The following is a 14985-nucleotide window of genomic DNA, read 5'->3' as shown; positions in this document are numbered from 1 at the left end:
CCCGCGAGCGGGGTGCGCAGGTCGTGGCTGACGGCGGCCAGCAGCGCGGTACGGATGCGGTTGCCCTCGGCCAGCGTCCGGGCCCGGTCGGCCTCTTCCTGAAGCCGCCGGCGATCCAGCACGACCGCGGACTGCGCGGCGAACGCCGCCAGCACCCGCCGGTCCTCCGCCGGCAGCACCCGCCCCGTCAGCGCCAGCGCCAAGTGGTCACCGACCGGCACGTCCACGTCCGCGTCCTCCGGCCGCTCCAGCGCCCGCCCCAGACCCGCACTGCCCGCACAGGTCCACGGCGCCACATCGCTCTCCCGCTCCAGCATCACCGCCGACTCCATGCCGAACGTCTCCCGCACCCGCTCCAGCAACGCCTCCAGACTCGTCTCACCCCGCAGCACGTTCCCGGCCAGGAACGAGAGGATCTCCGACTCCACCCGCAGCCGCGCCGCCTGATGCGTACGCCTGGCCGCGAGATCCACGACCGACGCCACCGACACCGCCACCCCCACGAAGATCGCGATCGCCACGATGTTCTTCGGATCCGCGATCGTCAGCCGGTGCAAGGGGGGTGTGTAGAAGTAGTTCAGCAGGAACGACCCGACGGCCGCCGAGGCGAGTGCCGGGAGCAGTCCGCCGAGCAGGGCGGCGGCCACCGTCAGCGACAGGAAAAGCAGCATGTCGTTGGCGAGGCCGAGCTCCACGGTGTTGAGCAGCACCGCCAGGATCGCCGGGCCGGCGACGCCGACGAGCCACCCCCAGACGATCCGCACCCGCCCCAGCCGCGCACCCCGCGCCACCGGCAGCCCACGCCCCTTGCCCACCTCACCATGCGTGATCAGATGCACATCGAGATCAGGCCCCGAATCCCGCGCGACCGTCGCCCCCACACCCGGCCCGAACACGTACTGCCAGCTCTTACGACGCGACACACCCAACACGATCTGCGTCGCGTTCACCCCCCGCGCGAACGCCAGCAACGCCGCCGGTATGTCCTCCCCCACCACCTGATGGAACGTGCCCCCCAGATCCTCCACCAACGTCCGCTGGACAGCCAGCTCCTTCGGCGACGCCGACGTCAGCCCGTCACTGCGCGCGATGTACACCGCCAGCACCTCACCGCCGGCCCCCTTCTCCGCCAGCCGCGCCGCCCGCCGGATCAACGTCCGCCCCTCCGGACCCCCCGTCAGCCCCACCACGATCCGCTCCCGCGAACCCCAGATCGCCGACACCCGATGCTCACTGCGATACGCGTTCAGATACTCATCGACCCGGTCCGCCACCCACAACAGCGCCAGCTCCCGCAACGCCGTCAGATTCCCCGGCCGGAAATAGTTCGACAACGCCGCATCGACCTTGTCCGGCCGGTAGATGTTCCCGTGCGCCATCCGCCGCCGCAGCGCCTGCGGCGACATGTCCACCAGCTCGACCTGATCCGCCCGCCGCACCACCTCGTCCGGCACCGTCTCCCGCTGCCGCACCCCCGTGATCGACTCCACCACATCACCCAGCGACTCCAGATGCTGGATGTTCACCGTCGACACCACGTCGATCCCCGCCGCCAGCAACTCCTCCACGTCCTGCCACCGCTTCGCATTCCGCGAACCGGGAACGTTGGAATGAGCCAGCTCGTCCACCAGAGCGACGGCGGGAGCGCGCCGCAGCACCGCGTCCACGTCCATCTCGGTGAACAGCGCGTCCCGGTACTCCAGCTCGCGGCGCGGGATCTGCTCCAGGCCGTGCAGCATCACCTCGGTACGCGGCCGCCCGTGATGCTCCACGAACGCCACGACACAGTCGGTACCGCGCTCCACTCGCCGATGCCCCTCGGACAGCATCGCGTACGTCTTGCCGACGCCCGGTGCCGCACCGAGATAGATCCGAAGCTTGCCGCGTGCCATGTTTCCCATTGTCTTCCAGTGACTGCTGCGTACGCAGCGTCGACCTTACGGCCAACGATGTCGACAAATAGGACGAGGAATGGGGCAGAGGGCGTCTTTGACGCGTCTCTGACGCGGCGAGAACCGGGCGGAAGGCCGGCCTGCGCGGCGAAAACCGAGCGGAAGGCCGGCCTGGGCACCGAATGCCGGGCGCTGGATGCCAGGCGCCCGGCCGAGATCGACGCTCGCTCCGGTTCAGCTCGGGTTGTCGCCGTGGGTGAGAGTCTCCCAGGCGACGAACAGGTTGTTGCTGCCGGCCGGACGGTTCTGCTGGGTGAGCGTCTGGGTGTTGGTCATCGCGATGCCCAGCCGGTTGTGCAGGGCGTTGTACCCGACCTCGGTGACCGGGCCGAGTCCGAGAGTGAGTGAGCCGCCGCACAGCCAGCTCGGGACGGCCGTACCCAGCTGGTACTTGGACTGGAAGCCGAGCGCCTGCCGCAGCCGCTCGCCGACGTCGGTGCCGTACAGGTCCTGGCCCTGGATACGGCTGGTCTCGGCGACGTGGGATATCGACGAGATGCCGTAACCCGTGTGGACGAAGTCGCGGCAGGTCTCCTGGGTGAGGCCGGTGACGAAGGTGGACTGGCCCTGCCAGTAGTTGACGATCTTCGCCGTGGTGTCGAGGTTCTGGCTCGGCACCGTCTTCGGCACCGCGCCGTCGGTGGACAGGTAGACGTAGGCGGCCGTACGCGTCCGGAACTTCGCCATCGCCTTGTCGTACGACGTCTTGTCCTCCAGGAAGACGGAGATGCCGACGGCGGCCTCCATCATGGTCAGCTCCCAGTTGCCATTGGAGTTGGAGCCGTTGATGACCTTGGGGAGGTAGACGTCACGGAGCATGGTCGCGAAGCGGCCGGAGTTGGTCCACGTCCCGGTGTACGTGTACTTGATGATCTCGGCGGCCTTGGTCCAGGACGAGCCGGCCCAGCCGGTCTGGAGGGGCGCGTTGCTGTTGGTGTGGTCCTTGATCACGGCGGACCAGGCGTCCATGAGCGCGATGGACTTCTTCGCGTAGCGGTCGTCCCGGGTGATGTACCAGGCGAGGGCGTCGGTGTACGCCGCTATCGCGTCCTCGCGCTCGTCGGTGCAGCCGTAGTTGGGGTTGGAGTACGAGCCGCACTCGACGGTGGCGCGGGGCTTGGGGGTGCGGTTCAGGTCGGCGTACTTGCTCGCCAGCATCTGGTCGTACGCGCCCTTCCAGGGCTGGGCGCCGGCGTTGACCTGGGTGCGGGCGAAGTCCAACTGTCCCCTGGAGACGGTGACTCCGGGGTGGACGAAGGTGGCGGGGGCGGCATCGGCGGGCCGGGCGGCGGGCCAGACGAGGGCGCCCGCGACGATGGCGGTGACGGTGGCGAGGAGTGCGGTACGGCGCATAGTGGGGGGCCATCCGTTCTCGTATGTGAACGCTGAGCGCCTGCCTGAACACAGTCGCTGGGCCGAGACCATAGGTACAGACCAACTGCCCGTCAAGGGATCGCGCACGAGCGCGCCGACGCACGGCGGATGGCAACCTGGCGCACCGGCACGCGGACCCGGGTGCACGACAAGCGGCCGCCTCCGGCGCACGACGAAGCAGCGCCTTGCGGACGACCACCGAGCGGCCGCCCGCACGACGAAGGGCCGCACCCCCGAAGGGAGTGCGGCCCACTGTGTACGTCCGTGCTCAGCGCACCTCGGTGATCTCCGGCCCGCGCTGCAACTGGCCCATACCGCCGGAGAACCGCGAACCGGCCTCCTCCTGCTGGACACCCTCGGGGACCATCTGGGCGTCGTTCGGCAGCTTCAGGACGATCGGGTCGCGAGGCGCCATCGGGCCCTCGCCCCGGACCACGACGGTGTCCCGGAAGATCTGCTCCAGCAGACCGGCCGCCTGCGGCTGCACCGCGCCCTGACCGGAGATGACCCCGCGCAGGAACCAGCGGGGACCGTCCACGCCGACGAACCGCACGACCTGGAAGCCACCCGTGCCGTCGGGCAGCTGCACCGGCACCTGGGCCCGCAGCTCCCAGCCCAGCGGACCCTCGACCTCGTCGACGATGCCGCCCTGCTGGGTGATGCCCGAGCCGATCTCCTCGCGCACCTCGCCCCAGATGCCCTCGCGCTTGGGCGCCGCGAAGGCCTGGAGCTGGATGGCGCTGTCGCGCAGCACGACGGTGGCCGCGACGATCGCGTCACCGGCCACCTCGACCCGCAGTTCCATGCCGTCGACGCCCGGCACGAACAGACCGCCGAGGTCCACGCGGCCCTCGCCCGGTTCGCGCACCTCGGTGTCGTCCCAGGGTCCGTCGGGCCGCGGCTCGGGTTCGAGCCGCACGCGCTCGCGCACGCCCTCTTCGTCCGTCTCGGTGTCGACGCTGTCGACGACCTGCTCGGCCTCGCCGGCCGCGCCGTCGGCGGCATCCCTGTTCTTGCGACGTCCGAACACGTCACTGTCCTTCCCGGTCGGATACGACCGAAGCGTATCTATACCCACCCGTTGTGCCGCCCTCGGCGGCCTGACCGCTTGTGCCACTCGCGCCGCCCACCGCGGCATGGCCGCCGGTCGACCCGAAGCCCCCCTCGGCCCGTGCCGATCCGGGAAGTTCCGCGACCTCCTGGAAGCGGACCCTCTCGACCTGCTGGACAACCAGTTGGGCAATCCGGTCGAAGCGCTCGAACCGCACCGACTCGTGCGGGTCGAGATTCACCACGATCACCTTGATCTCCCCACGGTACCCGGCATCAACCGTCCCCGGGGCATTCACCAGGGCGACACCGCAGCGGGCGGCGAGCCCGGATCGCGGGTGCACGAAGGCCGCGTACCCCTCGGGAAGCGCGATCGACACCCCCGTGGGCAGCACGCCTCGCTCGCCCGGCTTCAGCTCACAGCTCTCGGTGGTCCGCAGGTCCGCGCCCGCGTCACCGGGCTGCGCGTACGCCGGAAGGGGCACCTCGGGGTCGAGCCGCCGGATCTGCACGTCCAGTGGGGCACGGCCGGCGGCGCTCACGGGTTCACCTCGAAGGCACGGGCACGGCGGATCTGGTCCGGGTCGCTCATGGCGGCCTGGATCTCCTCCTGACGGCCGTGATTGACGAAGTGCTCGACCGCGACCTCGATGAAGAGCGCGTCCGCGCGGACGGCGACGGGCCCGTCCGGACCCCCGATGCGTCCGGTGGCGGTCGAGTAGATCTTCCGCCCGGCCACCGCCGTCACCTCGGCCTCCAGGTGCAGCGTCGTACCGACCGGTACGGGCCGTACGAAGTCGGTCTCGAGCCGTCCGGTCACGGCGACGGTCCGCAGCAGCCAGTTCAGCGAGCCGAGGGTCTCGTCGAGCGCGGTCGCGAGCACACCGCCGTGCGCGAGCCCTGGAGCGCCCTGGTGGGCGGGCTGCACGGTGAACTCGGCGGTGATCGTGACGCCCTGGCCGGCCCGCGCCTCCAGATGCAGCCCGTGGGGCTGCCCGCCGCCGCATCCGAAACAGTGTTCGTAGTGGGCACCGAGGAGCTCGCCGGGTGCGGGAGCATCGGGGTGCCGCACCGGTTTCGCGGCGTCGGCGGGGGGCTGAAGAGCCGGGGAAGTACCACTCACAGCCGCAGACCTTACCCGCGCGTCGGTGCGGTCCGGACACCGTGCCAAGCTTGGATCCATGCAGCACACCGCCACCCCTTACGAAGAACGCCTGACCGCCCCCCGCTCGTGGTGGCTCATCTCGTTCCTCGTGGGCGTCGCCCTCGCCCTCGTCCTGCTCCCCTTCGGCACCCTGCCGACGCTCGGCGGCCTGGTGGGCGGCACGGCGGCGGCGGCGGTCGCGGCCAGTGCGTACGGCTCGCTCCGCATCCGGGTGGTGGGCGACTCGCTGATCGCGGGCGAGGCGAAGATCCCGTTGTCCGCGCTCGGCGAGAGCGAGGTCCTGGACGCCGAGGAGGCCCGCGCCTGGCGCACCTACAAGGCCGACGTGCGCGCCTTCCTCCTGCTGCGCGCCTACATCCCCACGGCGCTGCGCGTGACGGTCACCGACCCGGCCGACCCGACGCCCTACCTGTACCTGTCGACCCGCGAGCCGGAGCGCCTGGCGGAGGCCCTGAAGGCCGCCCGGGAGGCCGCGGCCTAACGTCCGGGCCCCGCGGGAGCCCGCGGGGGTCGCGACGGCCTGGAGACGGGCTGGAGGGCCGGGGAACGGCTCACAGGATCCGTCGGCGCGCTCGGCCGCCCGGTCTCAACGCCCCAGCTCCTTGGAGATGTCGCCGAGCTTCAGCGGATCCGCCGGAGGTTCCAGCGGCGGCAGCTCGGGCAGTTCGTCCCAGGGCACCTGCATCTTCCGCAGGTCCGTCCGGATCCGGGCGGCGAGCTTCTTGGTGTCGCGGCGGTTCATGACCGCGCCCACCGCCGCGCCGACCATGAACGGCATCAGGTTCGGCAGGTCCCGGACCATGCGCTTCATGATCTGCTGCCGCAGCTCCCGTTTCATGTGACCGCCCAGGGCGGTGTTGACCGTCGACGGCTTCATCACGTCGATCCCGCGCTCGCCCGACCACGAGCGCAGATACACGGTGCTGCGGTCCTTCAGGGCGCCCGGCGGGCGTACGCCGTACACCTCGTGCAGCTCGGCGATCAGCTTCAGCTCGATCGCCGCGACCCCGGTGATCTCCGCGGCCAGTTCGGTCGGCATCGCGGGCGGTACGGGCAGCATCGCGGCGGCCCCGATGCCGGCTCCCACGGTCGAGGTCGCGTTGGCGGCGCCCGCCACGAGCTTGTCGGCGAGCTGTTCGGGCCCGAGGCCGGGGAACTGCCTGCGGAGCGTCTGGAGGTCCCGTACGGGGACCCGTGGGGCGATGTCGATGATGCGGTCGGCCAGGTACGCCAGGCCCGCCCTGGCACGGCCGCCGCCTTTGCGGACGCCGTCCCTGGCCAGGTCCTTGGCCTTGTCGCGGATCGCCGCGGCCCGTCGCCTGGCGACGGGCGCGGGACTCTCCACCGGCGCCGGGAGGTCACCCCGATCGCCTGCCGGTTCGAGCGAGGCCGAGCCGGGCGACAACTCTGTCGCACCGGATGAGCCCCGCTCGTCGTCACGCGCGCCGTGCGGGCCGTCGGACGGCCCGTGGTCCGCTCCCCGCGGGAGGAAGCGGCGCTTCCGAGGTGGGGTCGAGCCAGTCACGGCCGACCCGCCCTCAGTCGCAGTCGCGACAGATCGGCTGGCCGTTCTTCTCGCGGGCCAGCTGGCTGCGGTGATGCACCAGGAAGCAGCTCATGCACGTGAACTCGTCCTGCTGCTTCGGCAGCACTCGGACGGCCAACTCCTCGTTCGAGAGGTCGGCCCCGGGCAGTTCGAGGCCCTCGGCGGCCTCGAACTCGTCGACGTCGACGGCCGAGGCCGACTTGTCGTTCCTCCGGGCCTTCAGTTCTTCAAGACTGTCCGAGTCAACGTCGTCGTCGGTCTTGCGTGGGGTGTCGTAATCGGTTGCCATGGTCGCTCTCCCCCTCTGGGTATCTGCGGTGTCTCCAGCGCACTAACGCGTGAGAGGCCGGACTTGTGCCCGACCTGAGGCGGAGATTTTGCCTCACATCAAGGTCTGTTACTCAATCGACACCCAACCGGACTCCTCAAGAGTGATCGGCTTGGATGGCGATCGGGACCGTACACGGTCCTCGTGCCGCTCTTCAAAGGCGTCTCACCGTGTACTTCCCGTGATCACGAGGCCTGAAAACCCGGATTTTACCGGCTTTATGGCCTCAGCCATGATCACGGAGAGTAGATGGCGCGAAAATCGCCTTTGTGATCGATCACACAAGGGGCCGTTGGTCGACTGTCCCGAAAATTCAGCGCAAAGCGAACATCCCCGCGTGTGTCGGGGCCATGATCTCAGATCGGAAGCGTGACGCGCATCACGAGACCGCCCCCTTCCCTCGGCTGGGCCGAGATGTGCCCGCCGTGTGCCCGGGCCACGGACCGGGCGATGGACAGGCCCAGCCCGACGCCCTTGTCGCTGCCCGTGCGCTCCGTACGCAGCCGCCTGAACGGCTCGAAGAGGTTGTCGATCTCGTACGCCGGCACGACCGGTCCTGTGTTCGACACGATCAGGACCGCCTGGCCGTGCTGGACCTCGGTGGTGACCTCGACCCAGCCACCTTCGGGGATGTTGTAGCGCACGGCGTTCTGCACCAGGTTCAGCGCGATCCGCTCCAGCAGCACGCCGTTGCCCTGGACGACGGCCGGCTTCTGTTCACCGCGGATCTCCACGCCCTTGGCATCCGCCTCCGCGCGCACCTGGTCCGCGGCCTGTTCGGCGACCTCCGCGAGGTCCACCGGCTTGCGCTCGACGACCTGGTTGTCGCTCCGGGCGAGCAGCAGCAGGCCCTCCACGAGCTGCTCGCTGCGCTCGTTGGTGGCCAGCAGCGTCTTGCCGAGCTGTTGCAGTTCCACCGGCGCGGTCGGGTCGGACAGATGCACTTCGAGGAGCGTGCGGGTGATCGCGAGCGGGGTCCGCAGTTCGTGCGACGCGTTGCCGACGAAGCGCTGCTGGGCGGTGAAGGCGCGCTGGAGGCGCTCCAGCATGTCGTCGAAGGTGTCGGCCAGCTCCTTCAGTTCGTCGTCCGGGCCGTCCAGCTCGATACGGCGCGACAGGTCCGAGCCCGCCACCGCGCGCGCCGTGCGGGTGATCCGGCCCAGCGGCGACAGCACCCGTCCGGCCATGGCGTAGCCGAAGGCGAAGGCGATGACCGCGAGGCCGAGCAGGGCCAGCAGGGAGCGGCTGAGCAGGTCGTCCAGGGCGTGCTGACGCTGTTCGTTGACGCAGTCGTTCATCGCCTTGTTGAACACGTCCGGCGCGGCCTGCGAGGGCAGGTCGCAGATCTTGCTGGTGACCTTGCCCTCGGTGATCTTGAAGGGCAGATCGCTGCCCACGTCGAGGGCCTGGGCGGCCAGCAGGTAGATGATCGACAGCAGCAGGATGCCGGCGATCAGGAACATGCCGCCGTACAGCAGCGTGAGCCGTATCCGGATGGTCGGGCGCAGCCACGGGAAGGGGGGCTGCGGCCGCCTGGGGTCCCACGTGGGTTTCGGAGGCGCCTGCGGCGGCGCGGGCGTGGTGGCCACCGCCGGTCAGATCCGGTAGCCGGAGCCGGGAACGGTGACGATGACGGGCGGCTCGCCCAGCTTGCGCCGCAGGGTCATGACCGTCACGCGCACGACGTTGGTGAACGGATCGGTGTTCTCGTCCCAGGCCTTCTCCAGCAGCTGCTCCGCGGAGACGACCGCGCCCTCGGAGCGCATCAGCACCTCCAGGACGGCGAACTCCTTCGGCGCGAGCTGGACTTCCTTGCCGTCGCGGAAGACCTCGCGGCGGTTGGGGTCGAGCTTGATGCCGGCGCGCTCCAGGACGGGCGGCAGCGGCACGCTGGTACGCCGGCCGAGGGCACGCACGCGTGCGATGAGCTCGCTGAAGGCGAACGGCTTGGGCAGGTAGTCGTCGGCGCCGATCTCCAGGCCCTCGACACGGTCGCTCACGTCACCGGACGCGGTGAGCATCAGCACGCGCGTGGGCAGGCCCAGCTCGACGAGCTTGCGGCAGACGTCGTCGCCGTGGACGAGCGGGAGGTCGCGGTCGAGGACGACCACGTCGTAGTCGTTGACTCCGATGCGCTCCAGGGCGGCCGCACCGTCGTACACGACGTCGACGGCCATGGCCTCCCGGCGCAGTCCGGTGGCCACCGCATCGGCGAGCAGCTGCTCGTCCTCGACGACGAGTACGCGCACGTCGCTTGTCCTTCCTCTGTCCACCCGCGTGGCGCCTCGGGCGCACGCGGGCAGGGGGGTTCGTGGGTGTGTGGCGTCCATCCTGCCCTTTTCGGCCATAAGTCGGCGGTAAGGCGGGTGAGAGGGCTCCGAAGTCCGGGTGGTCGGCCGGGGAATAGCGGATTTTCTCCTCCGGTTGAGGTTTCCACGGAAGGGAGCGGGGGGAGGACGCTTTACACCCCGCGATCACGCTCCGCTTGTGCCGCAACACCATGCGGTACGTCGCCGTCCGCTTACCGCAGAGCGGTCGTGGGTGTCCGGCACCGTGGCCGCCCGGCAAGGGCTGCGCCGGGCATCCACAGGAGACGTGATCGCCCCTTCCGAACGGCACACCCCCGTGCCATCGACCCACGACCCAGGACGAGGGGGCGCAGCATGGACGCTTTCACCGCAGGACTTCTGCAGCGCATAAAGGCGACCGAGTCCGACCTGACGAGGGCTCGTGACGAGGGCGACGACTTCCTCGTCGAGGTGGAACAGGGCGAGCTCGACGACCTGCACCGCCTCGCCGCCGAGCATGGCGTGGAAGTCGGCGTGTCCGCCGTCTGAGCAGTTCGCGCGTACGACAGCGGGGCCCCGGGCGATCCAGTGCCGGGGCCCCGCTGTCGTGCTCGTACGGCCCTCTCGTGCGGCGCTCCGGTCGGCCGTCAGTCGTGCCAGGCGCCGAAGTCCTCCAGGAGCCGCTGGAGGGGCTCGAAGACACCCGGGGTCCCCGCCACCGTGAGTTCGCCCGAGGGGCGCTGCGCGGGGCGGCCACCGGTCAGGGCGCCCGCCTCACGGGCGATCAGGTCGCCCGCGCCGTAGTCCCAGGCGTGCAGCCCGCGCTCGAAGTAGCCGTCCAGGCGGCCCGCGGCGACGTCGCACAGGTCGACCGCGGCCGAGCCGCTGCGCCGGATGTCGCGCAGCAGCGGGATCAGCTTGCGCGCGACCTCGGCCTGGTGCGCGCGGACCTCGGAGACGTAGTTGAACCCGGTCGAGACCAGAGCCTGGTCCAGCGGCGCCGCGGGCCGGCAGGCGAGCCTGCGCTCGCCCGCCCAGGCGCCGGTGGCCCAGGCCCCGCCGCCGCGGACCGCGTGGTAGGTCTCGCCGCGCATCGGGGCGGACACGACACCGACGACCGTCTCGCCGTCCTGCTCCGCCGCGACGGACACGGCCCAGGTCGGCAGCCCGTACAGGTAGTTCACCGTGCCGTCGAGGGGGTCGATCACCCAGCGGACCCCGCTGGTGCCCTCGCTGGCGGCGCCCTCCTCGCCGAGGACGCCGTCGGCGGGACGGCGGTCGGCGATCAGGCCGGTGATCAGTTTCTCCGCCGCGATGTCCATCTCGGTGACGACGTCGATCGGGCTCGACTTGGTCGCCGCGACCGCGAGGTCGGCCGGACGGCCGTCCCGCAGCAGCTCGCCCGCGCGGCGGGCGGCCTCGTGGGCGAGTTCGAGCAGTTCCGTGTGCAGGGGTTCGGTCACGGCTTCCTCACGCGTAGGGGCTGTCGGCGCCCGCGGCGGCGGGGCGGGGGGCGCGGGCCGGGCAGCAGCCGACCGGGCAGAGGTTGTGGCTCGCGCCGAGAGCTCCCAGGGCGCAGGGCGTGACCCTCTGCCCTGTCTCGGTCCCGGCGCGTTCCAGGATCAGCTCCCGGATCGCGGCGGCGAAGCGGGGGTCGGCGCCGACGGTGGCCGAGCGGCGCACCGGCAGTCCCAGCTCCTCGGCCCTGGCCGTGGCCTCCGTGTCGAGGTCGTAGAGGACCTCCATGTGGTCGGAGACGAAGCCGATGGGGGCCATCACGACCGCCGGGGCGCCGGCCGCCTGCCGCTCCTCCAGGTGGTCGCAGATGTCGGGCTCGAGCCACGGGATGTGCGGTGCGCCGGAGCGGGACTGGTAGACGAGCTGCCAGGGGTGGTCGACGCCGGTGCGTTCCCGTACGGCGTCGGCGATCAGGCGCGCCGCGTCCAGGTGCTGCGCGACGTACGCCCCGCCGTCGCCGTGGTCCTCGACCGGGCCGGAGGTGTCGGCTGCCGACGTCGGGATGGAGTGGGTGCAGAAGGCGATGTGCGCGCCGTCCCGGACGTCCTCGGGGAGGCCGGCGAGGGACTCGATCACCCCGTCGATCATCGGCTCCAGGAAGCCGGGGTGGTTGAAGTAGTGCCGCAGCTTGTCGATCTTCGGCAGCTCCAGGCCCTCGGCCTCCAGGGCCGCGAGTGAGTCCGCGAGGTTCTCGCGGTACTGGCGGCAGCCCGAGTACGAGGCGTAGGCGCTGGTGGCCAGGACGAGGATGCGGCGGCGACCGTCGGCGACCATCTCGCGCAGGGTGTCCGTGAGGTAGGGCGCCCAGTTGCGGTTGCCCCAGTAGACCGGCAGGTCCAGGCCGTGCCCCGCGAAGTCCTTGCGCAGGGCGTCCAGCAGCGCGCGGTTCTGGTCGTTGATCGGGCTGACCCCGCCGAACCGGAAGTAGTGCTGCCCGACCTCCTTGAGGCGTTCCCTGGGGATGCCGCGCCCGCGCGTCACGTTCTCCAGGAACGGAACCACGTCGTCCGGGCCTTCCGGGCCGCCGAAGGAGAGCAGGAGCAGGGCGTCGTACGGGGTGGCATCGAGCACGTCTGGCATGAAGTCGATCCTGCCACCCGGCACCGACGACCGGGATCTCGGCCCGCACCCCGAGTGCATTAGGGTCACCTGACCCGTAATCTGTATCAACCCTCTTCACGCCTTACCGGATCCCCGGAGACACCCGTGCCCAGCCCCTACCGCGCCCTTTTCGCCGCCCCTGGCTCCAAGGGTTTCTCCTCCGCTGGGTTCATCGGCCGGATGCCGCTGTCGATGATGGGCATCGGCGTGGTCACGATGATCTCCCAGCTCACCGGGCGCTACGGGCTGGCGGGAGCACTGTCGGCCACGATCGCACTGGCCGCGGCGGCGGTCGGTCCGCAGATCTCCCGGCTGGTCGACCAGTACGGGCAGCGGCGGGTGCTGCGCCCGGCGACGCTGGTGGCCCTCACCGCCTCGGCCGGGCTGCTGCTCGCCGCCCGCTTCGACTGGCCCGACTGGGTGCTGTTCGTGTGCGCCGCGGGCATCGGCTCGGTTCCGAGCCTCGGTGCGATGATCCGGGCCCGCTGGGCCGCCGTGTACCGGGGCACCCCACAACTGCACACCGCGTACTCCTTCGAGTCCGTGGTGGACGAGATGTGCTTCATCTTCGGGCCGATCATCTCCATCGGGCTGTCCACGGCGTGGTTCCCGGAGGCCGGGCCGCTGCTCGCCGCCTGCTTCCTGGCCGTCGGCGTCTTCTGGCTGACCGCCCAGCGCGCCACCGAACCCGAGCCGCACCCGCGCGCGCTGCAAGGAGCAGGCGGTACGGCGCTGCGCTCGCCCGGACTCCAGGTCCTGGTGGCCACCTTCGTGGCGACCGGCGCGATCTTCGGGGCGGTCGACGTGGTCACCGTGGCCTTCGCCGACGAGCGGGGTCACAAGGCCGCCGCCAGCATCGTCCTCGCGCTGTACGCGGCGGGATCCTGCACGGCGGGCGTCGTCTTCGGACTGATGCGCTTCAAGGGGACGCCCGAACGTCGCTGGCTGCTGGGCGTCTTCATGATGGCCGTGAGTATGATCCCCCTCCTACTGGTCGGAAACTTGCCGTTCCTGGCCGTGGCGCTGTTCGTTTCGGGACTGTCCATCGCACCGACGATGATCACGACGATGTCCCTCATCGAAGAGCACGTACCTCGCGCACAACTGACCGAGGGCATGACCTGGGTGAGCACCGGGCTCGCGGTCGGCGTCGCACTCGGTTCCTCGGCGGCCGGCTGGGTGATCGACGAGGCCGGCGCGCGCGCCGGGTACGGGGTTCCGGCGGTGTCCGGGGCCGTCGCGGTCGCGGTCGGTTTCCTGGGGTACCGCCGGCTCAGCAGGCCGGCTCCGGGTCGGGGAGGCACCGTTGGACACGACAGCGAGCGGCAAGAACGGCACGTGGCGTAACTGGGGCGGAAACGTCTCCGCCCGACCCGCGCGGGAGGTCACGCCCGCCTCCGTCGAGGAGCTGGCTGCGGCCGTACGGGAGGCCGCCGAGGACGGCCTGACGGTGAAGGCCGTGGGGACCGGGCACTCGTTCACCTCGATCGCCGCCACCGACGGCGTATTGATCCGCCCTCAACTGTTGACGGGCATCCGCAACATTGATCGTGAGGCCGGGACGGTCACGGTCGAGGCGGGCACCCCGCTCAAGAGGCTCAACATGGCCCTGGCCCGTGAGGGCCTGTCGCTCACCAACATGGGCGACATCATGGAGCAGACCGTCTCCGGGGCCACCAGCACCGGCACCCACGGCACCGGCCGCGAGTCGGGCTCGATAGCCGCCCAGATCAAGGGGCTGGAGCTGGTCACGGCCGACGGGTCGGTGCTCACCTGCTCCGAGAAGGAGAATCCGGAGGTCTTCGCGGCCGCCCGCATCGGCCTGGGCGCGCTCGGCATCGTCACCGCGATCACCTTCGCCGTGGAACCGCTCTTCCTGCTCACCGCCCGCGAGGAGCCGATGCCGTTCGACAGGGTCCTCGCCGACTTCGACGAACTCTGGGCCGAGAACGAGCACTTCGAGTTCTACTGGTTCCCGCACACCGGCAGCACCAACACCAAGCGCAACAACCGCAGTGCGGGACCGGAGCGGCCGGTGGGGCAGCTGACCGGCTGGTTCGAGGACGAGTTCCTCTCCAACGGCGTCTTCCAGGCGGCCCAGTTGATCGGCCGGGCGGCGCCGGCGGCGATCCCCGGAATCGCCCGCCTGTCCAGCAAGGCCCTGTCCGCGCGCACTTACACGGACATTCCCTACAAGGTCTTCACCTCCCCGCGCCGGGTGCGCTTCGTGGAGATGGAGTACGCCGTCCCGCGCGAGGCCCTGGTCGAGACGCTGCGCGAGCTGAAGGCGATGGTCGAACGCTCCGGCCTGCGGATCAGTTTCCCCGTCGAGGTGCGCACAGCGCCGGCCGACGACATCACCCTGTCCACCGCCTCGGACCGCGACAGCGCCTACATCGCCGTCCACATGTTCCGGGGCACGCCCTATCAGGCGTACTTCACCGCTGCCGAGCGCATCTTCACCGCGCACGAGGGCCGACCGCACTGGGGCAAAGTGCACACGCGCGACTCCGAGTACCTGGCCGGGGTCTATCCGCGCTTCCGCGAGTTCACCGCGTTGCGGGACCGGCTCGACCCGGAACGGCGTTTCCAGAACGACTACTTGCGGAGGGTCCTGGGGTAGGAGCGGACCCGTCGGGCGTCCCGGCCGGAGCCGACGGACC

General features: G+C 70.6%; 15 protein-coding genes. 4 read left to right on the top strand and 11 right to left on the bottom strand.

Features of this window, described 5'->3' with window-relative positions:
- The 5 genes from ACFV0T_RS27605 to ACFV0T_RS27585 all read right to left on the bottom strand — a co-directional run.
- Nucleotides 1–1892 (bottom strand): DUF4118 domain-containing protein (locus ACFV0T_RS27605; protein ID WP_385784516.1); only part of this gene is annotated, 1892 nt, incomplete at its 3' end.
- Between the two features lie 234 nt (nt 1893–2126).
- Nucleotides 2127–3305 (bottom strand): alginate lyase family protein, encoded by a 1179-nt coding sequence (locus ACFV0T_RS27600; protein ID WP_385784513.1) that lies wholly within the window; start codon nt 3303–3305, stop codon nt 2127–2129.
- 289 nt (nt 3306–3594) lie between these two features.
- The gene (locus ACFV0T_RS27595; RefSeq protein WP_385784510.1) at nt 3595–4356 is read right to left on the bottom strand and encodes a DUF3710 domain-containing protein; all 762 of its coding nucleotides are present in this window, start codon (nt 4354–4356) and stop codon (nt 3595–3597) included.
- Nucleotide 4357: 1 nt separating this feature from the next.
- Nucleotides 4358–4918 carry a dUTP diphosphatase gene (dut, locus tag ACFV0T_RS27590; RefSeq protein WP_385784507.1) on the bottom strand — a complete coding sequence of 187 codons (561 nt, stop codon included), beginning with the start codon at nt 4916–4918 and terminating at the stop codon, nt 4358–4360.
- Entirely contained in the window at nt 4915–5499 is a 585-nt protein-coding gene (locus ACFV0T_RS27585) for a PaaI family thioesterase (protein WP_385784504.1), read from the bottom strand. Before ACFV0T_RS27585 ends, dut begins: the two co-directional genes overlap by 4 nt.
- 58 nt (nt 5500–5557) lie before the next feature.
- On the opposite strand from ACFV0T_RS27585, the gene ACFV0T_RS27580 reads away from it, so the two are divergent.
- Nucleotides 5558–6022: a DUF3093 domain-containing protein gene (locus ACFV0T_RS27580; protein WP_385784501.1), complete on the top strand. Its 465-nt coding sequence runs from the start codon at nt 5558–5560 to the stop codon at nt 6020–6022.
- Between the two features lie 105 nt (nt 6023–6127).
- Here the strand turns inward: ACFV0T_RS27580 and ACFV0T_RS27575 are convergent, their stop codons facing one another.
- The 4 genes from ACFV0T_RS27575 to ACFV0T_RS27560 form a co-directional block, all read right to left on the bottom strand.
- On the bottom strand, nt 6128–7066 hold the full coding sequence (locus ACFV0T_RS27575) for a hypothetical protein (protein ID WP_385784498.1): 939 nt from the start codon (nt 7064–7066) through the stop codon (nt 6128–6130).
- Between the two features lie 13 nt (nt 7067–7079).
- Complete coding sequence (locus ACFV0T_RS27570) at nt 7080–7376, bottom strand: DUF4193 domain-containing protein (protein WP_003993510.1); 297 nt, start codon at nt 7374–7376, stop codon at nt 7080–7082.
- A gap of 395 nt (nt 7377–7771) precedes the next feature.
- A complete protein-coding gene (locus tag ACFV0T_RS27565) occupies nt 7772–9004 on the bottom strand; it encodes a sensor histidine kinase (RefSeq protein WP_385784495.1) in 1233 nt (410 codons plus the stop codon).
- Between the two features lie 6 nt (nt 9005–9010).
- On the bottom strand, nt 9011–9664 hold the full coding sequence (locus tag ACFV0T_RS27560; protein ID WP_009340866.1) for a response regulator transcription factor: 654 nt from the start codon (nt 9662–9664) through the stop codon (nt 9011–9013).
- Between the two features lie 414 nt (nt 9665–10078).
- Between ACFV0T_RS27560 and ACFV0T_RS27555 the strand changes: the two genes are divergently transcribed.
- On the top strand, nt 10079–10252 hold the full coding sequence (locus ACFV0T_RS27555) for a hypothetical protein (protein ID WP_385784491.1): 174 nt from the start codon (nt 10079–10081) through the stop codon (nt 10250–10252).
- Between the two features lie 98 nt (nt 10253–10350).
- Here the strand turns inward: ACFV0T_RS27555 and ACFV0T_RS27550 are convergent, their stop codons facing one another.
- Together ACFV0T_RS27550 and ACFV0T_RS27545 are read right to left on the bottom strand one after the other, a co-directional pair.
- Complete coding sequence (locus tag ACFV0T_RS27550) at nt 10351–11166, bottom strand: inositol monophosphatase family protein (protein WP_385784488.1); 816 nt, start codon at nt 11164–11166, stop codon at nt 10351–10353.
- A 7-nt stretch (nt 11167–11173) separates the two neighbouring features.
- Nucleotides 11174–12301 carry a ferrochelatase gene (locus tag ACFV0T_RS27545; protein ID WP_385784485.1) on the bottom strand — a complete coding sequence of 376 codons (1128 nt, stop codon included), beginning with the start codon at nt 12299–12301 and terminating at the stop codon, nt 11174–11176.
- A 126-nt stretch (nt 12302–12427) separates the two neighbouring features.
- Here ACFV0T_RS27545 and ACFV0T_RS27540 point away from each other — a divergent pair, with 126 nt between their 5' ends.
- Together ACFV0T_RS27540 and ACFV0T_RS27535 are read left to right on the top strand one after the other, a co-directional pair.
- On the top strand, nt 12428–13669 hold the full coding sequence (locus tag ACFV0T_RS27540; RefSeq protein WP_385784483.1) for an MFS transporter: 1242 nt from the start codon (nt 12428–12430) through the stop codon (nt 13667–13669).
- On the top strand, nt 13629–14945 hold the full coding sequence (locus ACFV0T_RS27535; protein ID WP_385784480.1) for a D-arabinono-1,4-lactone oxidase: 1317 nt from the start codon (nt 13629–13631) through the stop codon (nt 14943–14945). Before ACFV0T_RS27540 ends, ACFV0T_RS27535 begins: the two co-directional genes overlap by 41 nt.
- Nucleotides 14946–14985: the final 40 nt, after the last annotated feature.

Origin of the sequence: Streptomyces sp. NPDC059582, from assembly GCF_042735715.1 — a bacterium.
In the GTDB taxonomy this organism is placed as follows: Bacteria; Actinomycetota; Actinomycetes; order Streptomycetales; family Streptomycetaceae; genus Streptomyces.
This window is presented reverse-complemented; position numbering and strand designations above follow the sequence as displayed.

What these genes read in the sequence shown, in the direction of transcription:
- ACFV0T_RS27600 (WP_385784513.1), bottom strand. Translation starts at nt 3,305, where the DNA reads ATGCGCCGTACCGCACTCCTCGCCACCGTCACCGCCATCGTCGCGGGC.
- ACFV0T_RS27580 (WP_385784501.1), top strand. Translation starts at nt 5,558, where the DNA reads ATGCAGCACACCGCCACCCCTTACGAAGAACGCCTGACCGCCCCCCGC.
- ACFV0T_RS27570 (WP_003993510.1), bottom strand. Translation starts at nt 7,376, where the DNA reads ATGGCAACCGATTACGACACCCCACGCAAGACCGACGACGACGTTGAC.
- ACFV0T_RS27555 (WP_385784491.1), top strand. Translation starts at nt 10,079, where the DNA reads ATGGACGCTTTCACCGCAGGACTTCTGCAGCGCATAAAGGCGACCGAG.
- ACFV0T_RS27545 (WP_385784485.1), bottom strand. Translation starts at nt 12,301, where the DNA reads ATGCCAGACGTGCTCGATGCCACCCCGTACGACGCCCTGCTCCTGCTC.